This is a genomic window from Paenarthrobacter ureafaciens (genome assembly GCF_004028095.1).
Taxonomy (GTDB): Bacteria; Actinomycetota; Actinomycetes; order Actinomycetales; family Micrococcaceae; genus Arthrobacter; species Arthrobacter ureafaciens.
On record NZ_SBHM01000007.1, the window covers coordinates 2,024,459 to 2,042,083 of the forward strand.

At 64.4% G+C, this 17,625-nt stretch carries 14 protein-coding genes; 8 read left to right on the plus strand and 6 right to left on the minus strand.

Annotation, left to right across the window (positions count from 1 at the left end; all coding sequences use genetic code 11):
- Positions 1-49 precede the first annotated feature (49 nt).
- Genes AUR_RS13780 through AUR_RS13800 form a run of 5 tightly spaced genes read left to right on the plus strand, consistent with a single transcriptional unit; the run spans position 50 to position 7,410 of the window.
- Complete coding sequence (locus AUR_RS13780; protein WP_021471592.1) at positions 50-1,381, plus strand: MFS transporter; 1,332 nt, start codon at positions 50-52, stop codon at positions 1,379-1,381.
- The gene (locus AUR_RS13785) at positions 1,378-3,000 is read left to right on the plus strand and encodes a thiamine pyrophosphate-dependent enzyme (protein ID WP_062095134.1); all 1,623 of its coding nucleotides are present in this window, start codon (positions 1,378-1,380) and stop codon (positions 2,998-3,000) included. Before AUR_RS13780 ends, AUR_RS13785 begins: the two co-directional genes overlap by 4 nt.
- Positions 3,001-3,013: 13 nt before the next feature.
- Positions 3,014-4,411, plus strand: a complete 1,398-nt coding sequence (locus tag AUR_RS13790; RefSeq protein ID WP_062095136.1) for a gamma-aminobutyraldehyde dehydrogenase — start codon at positions 3,014-3,016, stop codon at positions 4,409-4,411.
- A 9-nt stretch (positions 4,412-4,420) separates the two neighbouring features.
- On the plus strand, positions 4,421-6,145 hold the full coding sequence (locus tag AUR_RS13795; RefSeq protein ID WP_062095138.1) for an amidohydrolase: 1,725 nt from the start codon (positions 4,421-4,423) through the stop codon (positions 6,143-6,145).
- A gap of 8 nt (positions 6,146-6,153) precedes the next feature.
- Positions 6,154-7,410 (plus strand): M20 family metallo-hydrolase, encoded by a 1,257-nt coding sequence (locus AUR_RS13800; protein WP_062095140.1) that lies wholly within the window; start codon positions 6,154-6,156, stop codon positions 7,408-7,410.
- A gap of 2 nt (positions 7,411-7,412) precedes the next feature.
- Here AUR_RS13800 and AUR_RS13805 read toward each other — a convergent pair whose 3' ends face one another.
- Positions 7,413-8,129 carry a hypothetical protein gene (locus tag AUR_RS13805; protein WP_062095142.1) on the minus strand — a complete coding sequence of 239 codons (717 nt, stop codon included), beginning with the start codon at positions 8,127-8,129 and terminating at the stop codon, positions 7,413-7,415.
- Positions 8,130-8,233: 104 nt separating this feature from the next.
- On the opposite strand from AUR_RS13805, the gene AUR_RS13810 reads away from it, so the two are divergent.
- The gene (locus AUR_RS13810) at positions 8,234-8,857 is read left to right on the plus strand and encodes a YdeI/OmpD-associated family protein (protein WP_062095144.1); all 624 of its coding nucleotides are present in this window, start codon (positions 8,234-8,236) and stop codon (positions 8,855-8,857) included.
- Positions 8,858-8,945: 88 nt separating this feature from the next.
- Here the strand turns inward: AUR_RS13810 and AUR_RS13815 are convergent, their stop codons facing one another.
- The 5 genes from AUR_RS13815 to AUR_RS13835 form a co-directional block, all read right to left on the minus strand.
- Positions 8,946-10,232, minus strand: coding sequence for a DDE-type integrase/transposase/recombinase (locus AUR_RS13815; protein ID WP_062095146.1), 1,287 nt, complete (start codon positions 10,230-10,232; stop codon positions 8,946-8,948).
- Between the two features lie 146 nt (positions 10,233-10,378).
- The gene (locus AUR_RS13820) at positions 10,379-11,542 is read right to left on the minus strand and encodes an ABC transporter ATP-binding protein (protein WP_206616250.1); all 1,164 of its coding nucleotides are present in this window, start codon (positions 11,540-11,542) and stop codon (positions 10,379-10,381) included.
- Positions 11,539-13,134: an ABC transporter permease gene (locus AUR_RS13825; RefSeq protein ID WP_206616252.1), complete on the minus strand. Its 1,596-nt coding sequence runs from the start codon at positions 13,132-13,134 to the stop codon at positions 11,539-11,541. Before AUR_RS13825 ends, AUR_RS13820 begins: the two co-directional genes overlap by 4 nt.
- Before the next feature lie 4 nt (positions 13,135-13,138).
- The gene (locus tag AUR_RS13830; RefSeq protein WP_062095148.1) at positions 13,139-14,182 is read right to left on the minus strand and encodes an iron ABC transporter substrate-binding protein; all 1,044 of its coding nucleotides are present in this window, start codon (positions 14,180-14,182) and stop codon (positions 13,139-13,141) included.
- Positions 14,183-14,366: 184 nt separating this feature from the next.
- A complete protein-coding gene (locus AUR_RS13835) occupies positions 14,367-15,518 on the minus strand; it encodes a glycoside hydrolase family 76 protein (protein ID WP_062095150.1) in 1,152 nt (383 codons plus the stop codon).
- A 93-nt stretch (positions 15,519-15,611) separates the two neighbouring features.
- Here AUR_RS13835 and AUR_RS13840 point away from each other — a divergent pair, with 93 nt between their 5' ends.
- A complete protein-coding gene (locus tag AUR_RS13840; RefSeq protein WP_062095152.1) occupies positions 15,612-16,403 on the plus strand; it encodes an SDR family NAD(P)-dependent oxidoreductase in 792 nt (263 codons plus the stop codon).
- The gene (locus tag AUR_RS13845; protein ID WP_062095154.1) at positions 16,400-17,617 is read left to right on the plus strand and encodes an acyl-CoA dehydrogenase family protein; all 1,218 of its coding nucleotides are present in this window, start codon (positions 16,400-16,402) and stop codon (positions 17,615-17,617) included. The genes AUR_RS13840 and AUR_RS13845 overlap by 4 nt, the downstream gene beginning before the upstream one ends.
- The last annotated feature ends 8 nt before the right edge of the window (positions 17,618-17,625 follow it).

The window sequence follows — 17,625 nt, forward strand, 5'->3', positions numbered from 1 at the left end:
TTCGGGCTGTCCAGATGCCCGGCCCTCGTTCTCGCACCTTGGAGCACTTATGGCAAGCACGGTCAGCCCAGACACTGACACCAATCCCGCGGCAGGACACGTCGTTGACGAACGCGTCACCAAGAAGGTGGCCCTGGCTGCCCTTGTAGGCACGGCGCTGGAATGGTACGACTTCTTCCTTTTCACCACGGCAGCGGCTCTGGTGTTCAACGCGCAGTTCTTCGTCTCGCAGGACCCGTTCGTTGCGGCCATGGGCTCCTTCGCAACCCTCGCAGTAGGGTTCGTGGCCCGCCCGATCGGTGGCTTCATCTTCGGCGCCCTCGGCGACAAAGTGGGGCGGAAGAAGATCCTCATGGTCACGATCGTCGGGATCGGCATCGTCACCGGACTCATTGGCTTGCTTCCCAATTACATGAGCATCGGCATCGCGGCTCCCATCCTCCTGGTAGCCCTCCGCATCGTCCAGGGCCTCGCAGTCGGCGGCGAGTGGAGCGGCGCGGTGATCATCGCCGTCGAGAACGCACCCGTGGAAAAGCGCGCCCGCTACGCAGCGCTGCCGCAGATCGGTTCGCCGATCGGCACTATCCTGTCCTCCGGCGGCTTCTTCGGCATGCTGTTCCTGGTAGGCCAGACGAACTTTGATTCCTGGGGTTGGCGCATCCCGTTCGTCGCCGCCATCCCGCTGCTCGCCATCTCCCTGTGGATCCGCAGCCGCCTCAGCGAATCGCCCGAATTTGAAGCACTCATGGAATCCGGCGAGACGGAGCACGCTCCCATACGCGGTGTCCTGAAGAACAGCTGGCGCCAGATCCTGGTCGGCATGTGCTCGGCCCTGCTGGGCATCGGCGGCTTCTACCTCATCACCAGCTTCGTGGTCTTCTACGGCACCAAGGTCCTCAAGATGCCGTCCGAACTCCTGCTCCTGGGCACGCTCCTGGCAGCCGCCCTGGAGATCGGTGCCCTGGTCTGGGCAGGCCGGCTGGGTGAAAAGTTCGGCGCCAGCAAGGTCATCCTTTGGGGCGGCGTCGCTTCTGCCCTGATCGCAGTACCAGTCTTCCTGGCCATCGACAGCCGCGTGCCAGTCCTGGTGGTACTCGCAATGATGATCGGCGTCGCCGTCCTGTCCATTCCCTACGCTGTCTCCGGCACCGCACTGACTGCGCTCTTCGCTACCAAGGTCCGCTACACCGGCGTCGCCATCACCTCCAACACCGCCGGCGTGATCTCGGGCTTCGTGCCGCTGATCGCCACCGCCCTTGTTGCGGCCAACAGTTCCTTCTGGCCCGGTGCCATCATCCTCCTGGTGATCTCCGCGCTGACCGCGCTGTCCGGGCTGTTCCTCCCCAAGCTCTCCATCGCAGAAAAGGGTATGAAGCATTGAGCACCACTACCGCCGGACACCTGATCGTCCGCCAGCTTGAGCGCACCGGAATCCAGCGGGTCTACACCGTCCCCGGTGAGAGCTTCCTGGATGTCCTCGACGGACTCCACAGCTCGCCCATCACCAACGTGGTTGCCCGCCAGGAGGGGGGCGCCGGATTCATGGCGCTCGCGGAAGGACGGCTCACCGAGCTTCCCGGCGTTGCGATGGTTACCCGGGGCCCGGGCGCGGCCAATGCCTTCATCGCCGTGCACACTGCTTACCAGGACGCCACCCCGCTCATCCTGTTCGTGGGGCTGATCCCGGTAGCTGACCGCGGCCGCGAGTCCTTTCAGGAGTTCGACATCAACGCCTGGTTCGGCAGCACAGCCAAGAAGGTTCTCACCCTGGATGACGCGGCCTCGGCCGCCCGGGTGGTGGATGACGCCGTCTGCACTGCCCTGAGCGGACGTCCCGGGCCAGTCGTCATCGGCCTTCCCGAGGACGTACTGGTCCACGTCGTCGAGGAAATAACGGTGGAACCGCGCGCGGTGGCCCGTCCGGAACCCGCCGCCGCGGACCTTGAAGGCTTGAAGCAGAAGCTGGGCAAGGCACGCAAGCCGCTGATCGTCGTCGGCGGCGAAGGCTGGACGGAAGAGTCCGGCGCTCAGCTTGCCGCCTGGGCCACCCGCCACAACATCCCCGTCGTGGCAGACTTCCGTGCCTACGACGCCGTCCCGCACAGGAGCGAGGCCTACGCCGGCTACCTGGGGTACGGACGGAGCGACGCCAACGCCCAGCGCCTGGACGATGCCGATCTGGTGGTCTTCGTCGGCTGCGTCCGCAGCGATGTCCTTTCCGACGGTTACAAGCGCGGACTCAAGGCCCACACCGTGGTGGTCAACGCCGACGCCAACCTCCTGGGCCACTTTGGACGCCTGGACCAGCACATCATTGCCGACGTCACAGCGTTTGCAGGCGCCCTTGCCGCCGTCGAAGTCAGCACAGAACGCGAAGAGGGCTGGTTCGCCAGCGCCCGCGCCGACCACCTCGCGTACTCGACGCCAATGCCCGACGGCGGAATCGGCGTGGACCTCGGCGTCGCCATGGAGGTGCTCAAGAAAGAGCTCGACGACGACGCCGTCCTCACCTTCGGTGCCGGAAACCACGCCATCTGGCCAGCCCGCTACCTGGAGCACAACTCCGCGAATTCGCTGGCAGCACCGCGCAACGGTGCCATGGGCATGGGAATCCCAGCGGCAGTAGCAGCCTCGCTCGCCTATCCGGACCGGCAGGTCATCTCCGTGGCCGGCGACGGTTGCTTCATGATGAACGGCCAGGAACTCGCCACCGCCATGGGCTACGGCGCAACGCCCATAGTGCTGGTGGTGGACAACGGCATCTTCGCCACCATCCGTGAACACCAGGAAAATCACTACCCGGACAGGCCCTCCGGAACACATATGACCAACCCGGACTTCGCAGCCCTGGCCCGTTCCTACGGTGCCTACGGGGAGCGGGTGGACCGTACGGAGGACTTCGCAGCCGCGTTCCGCCGCGCCGTTGACTCCGGCCTGCCAGCCTTGCTGCACCTGCCGCAGGACCCCGCGACCCGTTCGCCCAAAACTTCCATCAACTGACCGGAGCCCCACCGTGATCCAGCTTCAGAACATCATCAACGGAGAATCCGTACGCGCCGGGCAGACGCTGCCGTTCTTCGATCCCACCACCGGTGAGCAGATCGGCACGGCCCCGGACAGCGACGCCGCAGTGGTCGACTCCGCTTTCCAGGCTGCTGCCGCCGCCTTCAAGAGCTACAAGCGCACGACGCCGGGAACCCGCCAGTCGCTGCTGTTGCAGCTTGCCGACCTCATCGAGGCCAACGTCGACCGGCTGCTCGAAGCTGAGGTCGCCTGCACCGGCAAGCCGGCCGCGCTGACCAAGGAGCTCGAAATCCTGCGCGGCGCAGACCAGCTGCGCTTTTTCGCCGGTGCTTGCCGCGTGGTTTCAGGAACTGCCCAGACCGAGTACGTGGAAGGGTTCTCCTCCACCATCCGCAGGGAGCCGCTGGGCGTCGTCGCCCAGATCACGCCGTGGAACTACCCGTTCATGATGGCCATCTGGAAGATCGGTCCGGCCTTGGCAGCGGGCAACACACTGGTCCTCAAGCCAGCCGACACCACCCCGTGGTCCACCGTGATTCTCGCTGAACTGGCCCAACAGGTGTACCCCGCCGGTGTAGTGAACGTGGTCTGCGGCGGACGCGAAGCCGGGGCAGCGATGGTGGACCACGAAATCCCGGAAATGGTCTCGATCACCGGTTCCACCCGGGCCGGCGCCCAGGTTATGTCGGCGGCGTCGAAAACCCTCAAGGACGTTCACCTGGAGCTCGGCGGCAAGGCCCCTGCAGTGGTGTTTGCCGACGTCGACATCCAGCGGACCGCCCGCGAAATCGCCCTTGGTGCCTTCTTCAACGCAGGCCAGGACTGCACTGCCGTTACCCGTGTGCTGGTCCACCGGGACATCCACCCGGAGTTCGCAACGGCACTTGCCGATGCTGCCTCCGCCCTGCGTGTGGGGGAGGACCTGGGGCCGCTCAACAGCGCCGCACAGCTGGAGCGCGTGGAGGGTTTCATGACCCGCCTCCCGGCCAACGCCACCGTGCTGACCGGCGGCAAGCGCACCGGCACCGGGTACTACTTTGAACCGACGGTCATTGACGGTGTTTTCCAAAGCGATGAAGTGGTCTGCGACGAGATCTTCGGACCCGTGCTGACAGTCCAGCCCTTCGGAACCGAAGACGAGGCCTTGGAGCTCGCCAACGGCACCAAGTATGCCTTGGCCTCCAGCGTATGGTCCGAGAATCACGGCGTGGTGACGCGGGTTTCCAACGAACTCGACTTCGGAGCGGTGTGGATCAACTGCCACCAGGTGATCCCGGCAGAGGCGCCCCACGGGGGTTTCAAGCATTCCGGCACGGGCAAGGACCTCTCCGTATTCGGGCTTGAGGACTACACCCGCATCAAGTCCGTCACCACGTCCCACCGCTAGGGACAAGCCATGAAACTGGATCTTGTGCTACAGAACGCAGACATCATCACCATGGAGCCGGACCGTCCCACGGCGGAATCCATGGGAATCTGGCAGGGCCGGATCGTGGGCTTCGACGGAGACCTGGCAGGTCTCGAAGCAACCCAGGTCCTGGACCTGGGTGGCACCACGATCACGCCCGGCTTCATTGATGCGCATTGCCACACCACGTGGTTCGGCCTTGGTTTGGCGGAGCTCGACGTCTCCGGCGCCCGGGCACTGGCGGAGCTTTATGATCTCCTCCGGGGTGCCGTCTCAGGTGGCGTTGAAGCCGGTCGCGAACAGTGGCTCTTCGCCACCGGCTTCAATCAGGCCCACCTGGACGGCGCCTTCCCGGACATCGACGAACTCGACCGCATCACCGGCAATCGCCCTTTCTTCATGCGCCACACGTCAGGCCACATGGCGGTGGTCAACACAGCCGCGCTGCGGCTGGCAGGTGCCGAGTCGCCGTCGTTCCCCGATCCCGACGGCGGAGAAATAGTCCGTGACGCAGCGGGACGTCCCACGGGAGTCGTCCAGGAGACGGCGCAGGAACTCATCCAACAGCTGATCCTGCCGTATTCGCTGGAGGACATCGAAGCTGCACTGGAGCGGGCCACCAAGTACTACGCGTCCGAGGGAATCACGAGCTTCACCGAAGCCGGCGTGGGAGGCGGCTGGATCGGCCACAGCCCTGCCGAGCTGGCTGCCTACCAACGCGCCGCGTCCAACGGACGTTTGCATGCCCGTGCGCAGGTGATGCCGGTCCTGGATATCCTGCACGGCTTGAACGGCCACGCTGCCGACAGCCCTGCCGCGGCCCCCATCGGCCTGGACCTGGGGATAGCCACAGGATTCGGGGGTGATTTCTTGTCCCTGGGGCCCGCCAAGGTATTCATGGACGGCTCGCTCCTGGGCGAAACCGCAGCGGTCAGCCACGAGTTCTGCAGCCACGGACACAAGGACAACACCGGCAACAAAGGCTACTTCCAAGCCGACCCCGACCAGCTGCGCGAACGCATCGAGGCTGCCTACGCGGCGGGGTGGTCCATTGCTGCCCATGCAATCGGCGACCGCGCCATTGACCTGGCCCTGGACATCATCACCGACTGCCAAGCAACGTACGGCCCGAGGCGTATTCCCAACAGGATTGAGCACGCGTCCATGACACGGCCCGGGCAACTGCCCCGATTGGCCGGGGCGGGCATCGCGGTGACTCCGCAATCGAGTTTCTTCCGCGACCTCGGAGACGCGATGACCGAATCCCTTGGCCCGGAGCGGCTGGACTGGGCCTACCGGGCGTCAAGCTTCCTCGAGGCCGGAGTGGCACTTGCAGGAAGTTCGGACCGGCCCGTCGCCGACGGCAACGTCCTGCGCGGCATGCAGGCATTCGTCGACCGCATGACCGAATCCGGTGTCGTCTTCGGTAATCCGGCCGAACGGCTCACGCCCCGCCAGGCCGTGGCCGCGTACACCTCCGGGGCCGCGGCAGCCACCGGTGCCCTGGCTGACAAAGGAACGTTGACACCCGGCAAGCTCGCCGACTTCACCGTCCTCTCCGGATCACCATTGCAGGCACCTGACATCAGTGAACTCCGTGTCCTGGCCACCGCCGTCGGCGGCCGCTTCACGTACCAATCAACCGACTTCCAGGCCGGACTTTCCCCGGAAAGCCCGGTCCTGGCCCGCATCTCTGCAAGCCACAGCGCATAGGGGAAAACATGACCACCACAACCAGCTTCACTGCCCGGGACGCCGCCTTCGTGCAGGATTTCCACACCATGAGCGCATTCGGCGCCACCGAAAACGGCGGCGTGGACCGCCAGGCAGCCACCATCCCGGACGGCGAGCAGCGGCGGTGGCTCACCGCGCTCCTTGAGGAGCACGGTTTCACCGTGAAGTTCGACCGCGCGGGCAACCAGTGGGGCCTCTACGAGGCAGTACCGGGTGCTCCGTTCGTGGTGGTCGGCTCGCACATGGATTCGCAGCCGACGGCGGGACGATACGACGGCGCGTACGGTGTGCTCGCCGCGGCCCACGCCGCGTTCCGCCTGGTGGAGCGCTGGAAAGCGGGCGCTCCGGCACCCAGGTTCAACCTCGCCGTCGTGAACTGGTTCAACGAGGAAGGCAGCCGCTTCAAGCCGTCCATGATGGGTTCGTCCGTCTACACGGGCAAGCTCGACCTCGAAGAAGCGCTCAACACCAAGGACGCCGCCGGGGTCACGGTACGCGATGCCCTGGACGCGATTGGCTGCCGCGGTTCGTTCGAGGGGCCGCAGGCCGCCTACTGCGCCGAGATCCACATCGAACAGGGCCGAAGCATGGAACGCGAAGGGATCACCATCGGCTTGGTGAGCTCCAACTGGGCCGCCAACAAGTACGAATTCGTGGTCCACGGTGAACAGGCGCACACCGGTTCCACCGTGATCGCGGACCGCAAGGATGCCCTGTTGGGAGCCTCCATGCTGGTGGTGGCGGCCCGCGAACTGGCCGACCGTTTCCCCGGAGTCCTGCACACCTCCGTCGGTCAGCTCAACGTCTACCCGAATTCGCCGGTGGTGGTGCCTTCCCGCGTGAACCTGCTCCTTGACCTGCGCAGTGCCGATGAAAGCGTCCTGGCCGAGGCTGACGCCCTGCTGCACGCACGTATTGCGGACATCGAACGGGCAGCCAACGTCACAGTGGAGCAGCACCATTCGCACTCTTGGGCCGTCACGCCATACCAGCCCGAAGGCGTGGAGCTGGCAGCAAAGGTCGCGGCCGAACTGGGGCTCTCCAACAAGGAAGTCATGACGTTGGCCGGGCACGATTCCACCAACATGAAAGATCTTGTTCCCACGGTGATGCTTTTTGTGCCCAGCGTGGACGGCATCTCCCATAACGAACACGAGTACACCAAGGACGAGGACATCGTGGCCGGGCTGGCCATGCTCACCGAGGTGGTCGGCAGGCTCTGCGACGGGGCGCTGGAGGAGTAGCTTTATTTACCCGGTGCCGGTTTCCGAATCACCATGGACGCCGGCGCGGAGCCGCCCACGGCATCCGGGTTGGCGACGTACAGGACATCGTCGTCGATCCTCGCGTCAATGCCCCCTTCGTGCAGCCGCTCCAGCAAAGGTTTCAAGCCGCCGTCGTACTCGAAGGCCAGGTCTCCGGACTCCGGGGCGGTTCCGTGAATCACCTGCAGGATCCCGCCGTTCTTGGTGGTGAAGGTCGCGGATTCGTCGTCGGCTGTCCGGGGACGGGCGCCGATGTTGGCGAGCTCCCGGGCGGAGCCGTCGACGTCGGGACTCACCCACGTGGCCACCACGGCAAGTGCCGGGTCGGCTTTGTCCGAGGTAGCCCAACTGCCGTCAGGTGCCCGTTGGGCCTGGCCGGCGAAGAAGCTGAAACCATCCCTGCCGGTGACGTGGACGGTCTCGCCCTGTGCGGATTCGGTGACCGTGGCACGGGTGCCGTCGTCGCGGGTGCGTCGGGCGAATTCTTCCAGCACGCCGACCTCCACACCGAAAGCGGTGCTGCCGTCCCGGGGTTCGGATTGCTGGTGGCTGACCCTTTGCAGCGCAAGGCGACCGGATCCGGCGTCGAACTCCGCCCGGTCCCGGGCCTCGGACGTGGCTACCAGCCCCAAAGCTTCCAGCAGCTCAACCCATGGTTCAAGCCGGGACGTGAAATGGGTCGGGCGGGCACGCAGCATGGCTCCTCCTTGGGCGCGGCAGGGTCTCTGCGGTTCAGCCTATGCCGTGAAAGGTGTTTTGACTCCGCTTCCGCATGTGGGGCAGTTGCCAGCAGAATGGGGCCATGGCCGTTGAGCTCGAAGAACTGATGGTTGCCGATGCTTCCGAATGGCGTGACTGGTTGTCCAAGCACGCCGCTGACAGCCCGGGTGTGTGGCTGATCCTGCACAAGAAGGGCGGGAACGTCACGGAGCTTAATTACGACGCCGCGCTGGACGAGGCCCTTTGCTTCGGCTGGATCGATGGACAATCCAAGAGCCGCGACGCCGAAAGCTACTTTCAACGGATGACGCCCCGGGGCCGCCGGAGCATCTGGTCGGCGCGCAACGTGGGGCACATTGCCCGGCTCGAATCCGAAGGCAGGATGACAGACGCCGGGCGTGCCGCCGTCGACGCCGCCAAGGCCGATGGACGCTGGGAGGCCGCCTATGCCGGCCCCGCCGATTCGGTGGTTCCGGACGATCTTGCCGCGGCCATCGCCGCCGTGCCCGAGGCGCAGGCGATGTTCGAGGTACTGACCTCCCAGAACCGCTTCGCCCTCATTCACAGGACCAACCACGTCAAGGGTGCCGACACCCGGGCGCGGAAGATCGCAGGTTTCGTGGAGATGCTGGTCCGCCACGAAACCCCGTACCCGCAGCGCAAAAAACCCAGTACCCCACCCAAGCCCCAAACCCCACCCAAGTAGGTCGCATTTGTGCGCGTTTACAGGGCTTGTCATGTCTCATGACCTTGTAGACACTTCATGTCTCATGACTTCGTGGACGGTTGTTGTCTCACGACTGTGTGGACACTTCGTCTTGGGACTTTGTTTGTCGGCCTCTGCGGGGCGGGTACTTTGTTCGTTTCTTGCGGGTGCCTTGTGGGTCTGCGACGACTCCTGAGGGTTTTCCGTTGCCGACGTAGGTGGTTCCGTGCGGAGGTCTGGGGTGAGTGATGATCTCGGTGCCTTGTGCTCCGAAGAACATGATGGTGGTGTCGTCGTAGATGATGTGCACGGTGGTGCCGGTGTGTTCTTTGCCCATTTTGAAGTGGGTTCCTAGGATCGTCACGGACCCGTTCCGGTTCACTGTTCGGTGCGCGCTTTGCCTGTCCGTTGCGGGCGTGACTTGCTCAGGAACGGTTGGCGGGGGCGTTTTCGGGGTGGCGTTCCAGGCCTCATAGGGCGTCGTTCCCGCGGGTAGGCCTTGATGTTCGCGTTCGTTGTTGTAGTAGAGATCGAAAGCGTCGACCTGCAGTTGCAGGGCAGCCATTGAAGGGGCCGGGAGTTGCCTGTGCAGGTATCGGTGCAGGGTTTGGTGGAAGCGTTCGTTCTTGCCTTGGGTGGTGGGTTTGTAGGGTTTGCCCGTTATCGGTTCGATGCCTTTGGCTTTGAGGAACTCCACGAGGGCCCCGGTGCGGCCGCGGCGGGTGGGATTCAGTGCCGAGCCGTTGTCGGAAAGGAACTTCTGCGGTGCTCCGTGGCGTTCGATGGCCTGGGTAACGACGGCGATTGCGGCGGCGCTGGTTTCGCCGGGTGCGACCAGGGACGCCAGCGCCAAACGCGAATGATCATCGATGAGTTGGAAGATGGCTACCTTCTTGCCGCTGGCGAGCTGCCATTCGGTCGAGTCGATTTGCCAGCACGCGTTGGGTTGCGGATAGACGAACCTTTTGTAGGCGCTTCGAGGCTTCTTCCGCGGTTCGGGCATCACGACACCGGCCCGGGAAAAGATCCTGGCCACGGTGGCACGCGAGGGCGGTGTGAAGCCTTGTCGTGAGAGCTTCGCGATGACAGAAAGCGGACCGTGGTCCTGCCCGCTCTCCTGCAGTTCCGCCCGGGTACCGAGCAGCAACTCGATCATCGCCTGTGGGGTCAGGGCCGGCATGGTTCTTGGAATCGTGGGCTTTTTCTCCAATGCCTTCACCGGCCCCACCTCGGCAGCCGCCGCCCGGACCCGGTAGAACCAGGCCCGGGAGACATTGTGCTTCCTGCAGAACGCAGTAACCGCGCCTCTGGGCGAATCCTCGGACCACGTTGCCACAGCATGCCGGATCTTGATGTCCGGTTGGGGTTTGCTCATGCATAGCAGCAAACCCGCAAGCTAAGTGTCCACGATGTCCTGAGACAGAGTGTCTACGAAGTCATGAGACAGAACTGTCTATTAAGTCATGAGACTCCACACGCGTTTACAGGGCTCAAAACGCGCACAAATGCGACCCAGTTGGGCTACTCGATGGGGAACGCCACGCCTTCGCCTATGACACGGAGGCTTAGCTCGGTCCCGGGCTTGGTGATGGACGCGTTCCAGTGGCGGATGGTGATGATCTCTCCACCGCCGGGGTACCGGTGGCTGTTGCCCGAAGCGCTGCCGTCCGGTGCCCGGTAGTCTCCGAGCTTGATGCGAACGGTGGTTTCAGGCCCGAAGTAGTCAGTGTCCACCACTACGCCGCGGATAGGACCCTCCGGGGCGATCCGGATCTGTTCCGGCCGGAGCATGAGCTGGACCTTGCCCTGGGCCGGTGGCCGGCGTACCGGAATCCCGCCCAGGGAACAGGTGGCCAAGGAGCCTTCCATCCACGCATCGAGGAAGACTGCGTCTCCAAGGAACTCCGCTGTGGCCCGGTCCGCGGGGCGGGTATAGACGACGAAAGGGTTGCCGATCTGAGCCAGCTTGCCGCCGCGCATGATGGCCACCTGGTCGGCGAAGGAGAGGGCTTCGGCTTGGTCGTGGGTGACCAGGATAGTGGTTACGCCGGCTTCGTTGAGTACCTTGGCGACGGCCCGGCGGGTAGCAACGCGCAAGCCGGCATCCAACGCAGAGAAGGGCTCATCCAGCAACATCAGTTCAGGCTCGCGGGCCAGGGCACGGGCAAGGGCCACCCGTTGCTGCTGGCCGCCGGAAAGCTGGTGCGGCCGGCGCTTTGCCATGGCCGGGTCAAGGGAGACCATGTCGAGCAACCCGGCGACCCGTTCCTTGACCACACGGCGGCCGCCGTCGAGCTTTCCGGCATCCAGGCCAAAAGCGATGTTCTGCCCCACGGAAAGGTGCGGGAACAGGGCACCGTCCTGGGCCACGTAACCAACTTGGCGCTTGTGGGCGGGAACCCAGACGTTGCCGTCCGCCACCGGGGTGCCATCAAGTTTGATGGACCCGGTGTCCGGATGCTCGAACCCGGCAATCAAACGCAGCAGTGTGGTCTTCCCGGAACCGGAGGGCCCCACGATCGCCGTGGTCCCGCCCTTGGCGACCGAAAGGTTGACCCCTTTCAGCACTGACTGCGAACCGAAGTTCTTGGTGACCTCCGCAATGTCCAAGTGTGGGTTGGTGGAGGAAGCCACCGAGGGTGCCACACGCGGCGCGGGGAGTCGGGAAGGGGATTGTTCGGTCACTGTCCGGCAACTTTCTTGGACTGTTGGAAAAGCAGGTAGGTCATGGGTGCCGAGAGCAGGATCATCAGCAGTGCATAGGGGGCTGCGCCGGTGTAGTCGATCTCGCTGCTCTTGCTCCAGAACTCCGTGGCGAGGGTCCTGGTGCCGTTCGGCGACAACAGCAGGGTGGCCGTCAGTTCGTTCACGATGGCCAGGAACACCAAGGCCGCACCGCCGGCAGCTGCCGGTGCCGAAAGCCGGAGGGTGACCCGGAAGAAGGAGACCAGCGGCGCCTTGCCCAGGGACTGCGCGGCTTCGTCGAGCTCCTTGGGCGCCTGGGCGAGCCCGGCCCGCAGGTTCACAAGGGCCCGGGGAAGGAACAGCAGCACGTAGGCGGCGATCAGCACCCCGGCGGTCTGGTACACGCCCGGCAGCACACGGATGCTCACCGTGACGAAGGCCAGGCCCACCACGATTCCCGGAAGGGAGCTGGTGATGTAGTTGGAAAGTTCCAGCATCTTGCTGAACCAGCTGGGGCGCCGCACCGCCAGGTAGGCCATGGGGAACGCCACGATGGTGGTGACCAGGGCCCCGACCGCACCGTACACGAGCGTTTGCAGCAGCGCCGGAATGAACTCATCCGCGGCCCAGACGTCCAGGCCGCCGGCCACAATCCAGCGCAGCACGAACCACACCGGAACTCCGAACGCCAGAACGGTAAGCGCCAGGAGAGCCAGCTGTGCAGGAACCTGGTAGAGGCCCAGGGGCATGCGGGTTGCCTTGGCCTGCGCCCCGGAACCGATGCGGGCGTAGCGTGCTGTTCCGCGGCTCCGGACCTCCACGACCAGCAGGATCAGGCACAGGAAGACCAGGACGCTGGCCAGCATGTTTCCCGCGGTGCCATTGAACGTCGACTGGAACTGAACCATGATCGCCGTCGTAAAAGTATCGAAGCGGATCATCGCAAAGGCGCCGTATTCGGCCAACAGGTGGAGTGCCACCAGGAGCGCCCCGCCGGACATGGCAATCCGGAGCTGCGGCAGGACAACCCGGAAGAAAACAGCCCACGGGCCCAAACCCAGCGATGCAGCGGACTGTTCGATCGCCGGATCCAGGCGGCCGAGCGTCGCCGCGGCGGGAATGTAGACCAGCGGGAAGTAGGAAAGCGTGGCGATCAGGACGCCGGACCAAATCCCCGCCAGGGACGGCACGGCGGACACCCACGAGTAGCTGTTCACGAAGGCCGGAATGGCCAGCGGGGCAGCCAGTGCCACCGCCCACCAGCGGTGGCCGCGCAGTTTGGTCCGCTCCACGAGCCATGCTCCACCCACGCCAAGAACCAGGCAGGCGGGGACCGTAATCACCATCAGCAGGATGGTGTTGAGCAGCAGTTCCGCGACGCGGGGCCGGAAGATGAGTTCGACGGCGGTGTCCCAGCCCGTCGCGGCGGTCATGTAGACCACGTAGCCCAGCGGCAGAAGTGAAAAGAGCGCCGTCAGGATGGCCAGGACGGACACCGTTGAGACGCCGAAAGGCGGGCGAGGGCGCTTGCCCTTGCCCGCCGTCGTCGTGCTTCCCGCTTGGGTGCCGGAAGCCGAAAGGTCGGTACTCACGTAGTTACAGCAGTCCTGCCTTGGTCATCATGTCGGTGACCTTTGTGGAGTTGAGCTTTGCGGGATCAACGGTGGGAGCCTGGAGTTCCTTGATGGGAACCAGCTTCTCGTTGGCATCAACCCCGGAGGCGATGGCGTACTCGAAGGAGGTGCCGTTCTTCAGGATTTCCTGGCCCTTCTTGCCGGTGATGAACTTCAGGAATGCCTGCGCGTCCTCAGCGTGCTTGGAGGACTTCAGGACACCGCCGCCGGAAACGGACAGGAAGGCGCCCGGATCCTGGTTCTTGAAGTAGTACGGGGTGACGTTCTTGGAGTTCTCGCCCGTCTTGGCCTGATCGCCGTAGTAGTAATAGTGGTAGATCAGCGCGCCATCCACTTCACCGGCGTTCACGGCCTTCATGGCGGTGCTGTTGCCCTTGTAGGCCTTGAAGTTTTCCTTCATGCCCTTGAGCCACTCTTCGGTAGCGGCCTCGCCCTTCAGTTCAAGGAGGGCCGACACGATTGCCTGGAAGTCGGCGCCGGTGGGGGACGCAGCCCACTTGCCCTTCCACTCAGGGTTGGCCAGGTCCAGCATGGACTTGGGCAGCTTGTCTTCGCTGATCTTGTTCTTGTCGTACACGAAGACGGTGGAGCGGGCAGCGATGCCGGTCCACTTGTTGGTGGAGGGGCGGAACTCGGCGGGAACCTGGTCGACGGTTGCCTTGTCGACGTCGGCAAAGAGACCGGCGTTCTCAACCTGCGCCATTGCGGGTGAGTTCTCGGTCAGGAACACATCGGCCGGGGAAGCTGCGCCTTCCTGGATGATCTGGTTGGACATTTCGGTGTCCGAGCCCTGGCGGAGGGTGACCTTGATGCCGGTCTCCTTGGTGAAAGCGTCGATCCATTCCTTGGTGAGGCTTTCGTGCTGGGCGTTGTAGACCGTGATGCCTTCGCCGGAAGCGGATTCGGAGGCGGCCGGGGTGCCGGAGTTGGAGCCACAGGCGGCGAGGCCGAGTGCGGCAGTGGCGGCGAGAGCGATTCCTGCCAGCGCGTTCTTGCGGAGCTTCATGCGGACTTCTTTCTGCGAACAGATGTGGGTGCCCGGAAGTCGGTCCGGGCCTCTGCGGGCGGCGGGGATTTGGGGGTGCCCGCTGTGAAAAGCGTAGGTTAGGCAACCCTTCTTTACGAAGCCCTGAAGGCCTTATGTGACAAGGATCACGTCAATTACACAAGTATTGCGTGACGTAATTCCCCTAGCCCAGCGTTGCGGCCGCTTCCAATGCCATCCAGGCCTGAAGTTGGGTGGAAAGTTCGACGGCGGACCCCTCTGGATATGTTTCGCCGGCCGGACGCTGTGGATCGGAAGAGAAGATGAGGCGGGGCCTGGAGGCTTCGCGGCCGCCGGGGGTCCGTTCCGAACGACCCGTCCACATGGCCTCGGCGGTAGCCAGGACAAGGTCCCTTGCCGCCGAGCGGGTTGACTCCGGGAGCCTGGCGTCCCGGGCGGCCAAGGCCAGGTAGCGCAAGAGTATTCCGGTGAAGAGGCCGCCATCGCCGGTGCCCTCGCAGCGGACGACGCCGGTACCCGGAAGGGTCAGGCCGCGGCCGATTGCCTCGATCAGCCTCGACGCCTGTTCCAGTTCGACTGCTCCGCCCAGTTCCAGAAGCGCGCCGAGTACGGGACCTTGGTTATAGGTGTAGACGGCGCTCTCAAGAACAGGCTCGCCGTTCCTGATCCGCAGGCCGTCCATATACAGGCCCGTGTCCTGGTTCAGAAGCCTGGTGTTGAGCCACGCCACCAAGGCTTTCGCCTTGTCCCTCTGCCCTGTCCTGGCAAAATACAGTGCGATCGGAGCCGTGGCGGGCGTGTTCTTGAAATCCCTCGCGGTACTCCAGTAAGTTCCGCCGCCCAGGTCTTCCGTAGCCGCAGAATCGAACTGCAACGTGAGGCACCTGCGAACGTAGGCGTTGCGGCGCCGTCCGGGCTTGCGGGTCTCCCGGGCCAGTTCCTCCAGCCTGAACGTCGACAGCGCGAGCCAAGCCATGTCGTCATAGAAATGGTTGACGAAGCGGAAACGGTTCCGGAGCCGGATGGTGGTCACCAGCCGGGAAGCGAGCCTGCCCGCGCTGGGGCGGGAGGCGCCGTCGAACCTTGCTCCCGAGGCGAGTTCCCTGCGGCCCGCGTCCACCAGGCAATCCACATAATGGGCCTGCCACCAGTAGTGCCATGGGCCGAAGAGGCTGAACCTGCCCGGAAAGCTGACGGCGCCGATGTGGGTGCCGGGCAGGAAGAAGAGCCGCTTTCCGAAAGTTCGCGTCACGGAACGCGCTGCAGCGTCGGCCCGTTCTCCCCATACTGCTGCCGGTACTGCGGACAGGGGTGGTTCTGCGCTCGTGCTGGGCATGGATCAAGCCTAGCGGGGAGGAAGTGACGTGCGCCGGGCCGGGATTCCAGTTAACATGCATTAACGGATTTGGGTCTGCATCAAGGAGGATGGATGGACATCAAAGGCACGGTTGCGCTGGTAACAGGGGGAGCCTCGGGGCTGGGCGCGGCCACCGCGAGGAGGCTATTCGACGCCGGAGCTTCGGTGGTGCTGGTGGACCTGCCCCAGTCAGCCGGGGAGGAATACGCCGCTGCATTGAACGCCACGTCCTCCGGGCAGCAAGCAGTTTTCTCGGCTGCCGACGTCACCGACGAAGCCCAAATCCAGGCCGCCATCGATGCCGCGGCGGCCCTGGGCACCCTCCGGATCGTGGTCAATTGCGCCGGAATCGCAACGCCCGGCAAGGTCCTTGGCCGCGACGGCGTGCTACCCCTCGAGGCTTTCAACAAGGTCATCCACGTCAACCTCGTGGGGACCTTCAACGTGGTGCGGCTCGCTGCCGCCGCCATGGTGCAGAACGAACCGGTTACAACCGAGCTAGGTGGCCCGGAGCGCGGAGTCATCATCAACACCGCCTCCGTGGCGGCATTCGAAGGGCAGATCGGGCAGCCGGCTTATGCGGCGTCCAAGGGCGCCGTTGCGGCAATGACACTGCCTCTCGCCCGCGAATTCGCGCGTTCGCTGATCCGGGTAGCAACGATCGCGCCCGGCATCTTCGAGACGCCCATGATGGCCGGCCTGCCGCCGGCAGCACAGGAATCCCTGGGCCAGCAGGTGCCCCACCCCGCCCGGTTGGGCCGGCCCGCCGAGTACGCCAACCTGGCAGCGCACATCGTGGAGAATGCCATGATCAACGGCGAAACCATCCGGCTTGATGGCGCCATCCGCATGGGGCTCAAATGATGGGCGAGGAACTCCCCGCGGCAGACTTCTTTGACTTCGAATCGCTCCTCAGCGTCCAGGAACAACGCAAGCTCAAGGAGCTGCGGGCGTTCCTCGACACCGAGATCGCACCCTACGCCGGCCAGTGGTGGGACCGCGCGGAGTTCCCTGAGCACATCCTTCCCAAGCTGGCGGCACTGCGTCTGAGTGCACCCGCCCAGCGCGGTTACACGCACCTCTTCGCTGGGCTGGTCATCGCGGAGATGACCCGTGTTGACACCTCAATTGCGACGTTCTTCATGGTGCACCACGATCTCTTCGTTGAGTCCCTCTACGACTTTGGCAGTGACGCCCAGCAGGACCGCTACCTCGACGACGCCTCCAACCTCCGCACCACCGGCGCCTTCGCCTTGACCGAGCCGGATCACGGATCCGACGTCGCCGGCGGCATGGAGACCACCGCCCGGCGCGTCGCCAGGCCAGAGTCCGACGGCGGCGACTACTGGGTGATCAATGGCGCCAAGCGCTGGATCGGCAACGGGACGTTTTGTGACTACATGCTGGTGTGGGCCAAGGACGAGGGGGACGGTTCGATCCGGGGCTTCATTGTGGACGCCTCGTTGCCGGGAATCACTCGGACCCGCATCGAGAATAAAGTGGCCCTGCGAACCGTCCAGAACGCCGACATCCGGTTCGAGGATGTGCAGGTCCTGGAAGCCGACCGGTTCGAAGGAATCAGTAGCTTCGCCGACACCAACCATCTCCTGAGGGGCTCCCGGATCATGGTGGCCTGGCAGGCCGTTGGGCAGCAGTTGGCAGCCTTCGACATCGCCCGGCAGTACGCCGTGGAACGCACTCAGTTCGGCAGGCCTCTCGCAAGGTTCCAACTCATCCAGCAACAGCTGGTGAACATGCTGGGCAATGCCACCGCCAGCATGGGAATGATGGTCCGTATTGCCCAACTCCAGGAGGGGATCTTCACTGACGCCCACGGCGTGCGGCATGGTGGGGCTGACATGGCACAAGTTGCCCTGGCCAAGGCATACTGCAGCGCACGGATGCGGGAAACCGTCGCGATGGGCCGGTCCATCCTGGGTGGAAACGGTATTGTGACCGATTTCGGCATGGCCAAGGTCTTCGCGGATGCCGAGGCGATCTTTACCTACGAAGGTTCCTTTGAGATCAACTCTTTGATTGTGGGCCGTGCGGTGACGGGACACTCGGCGATCGTTTGACGGAGTGG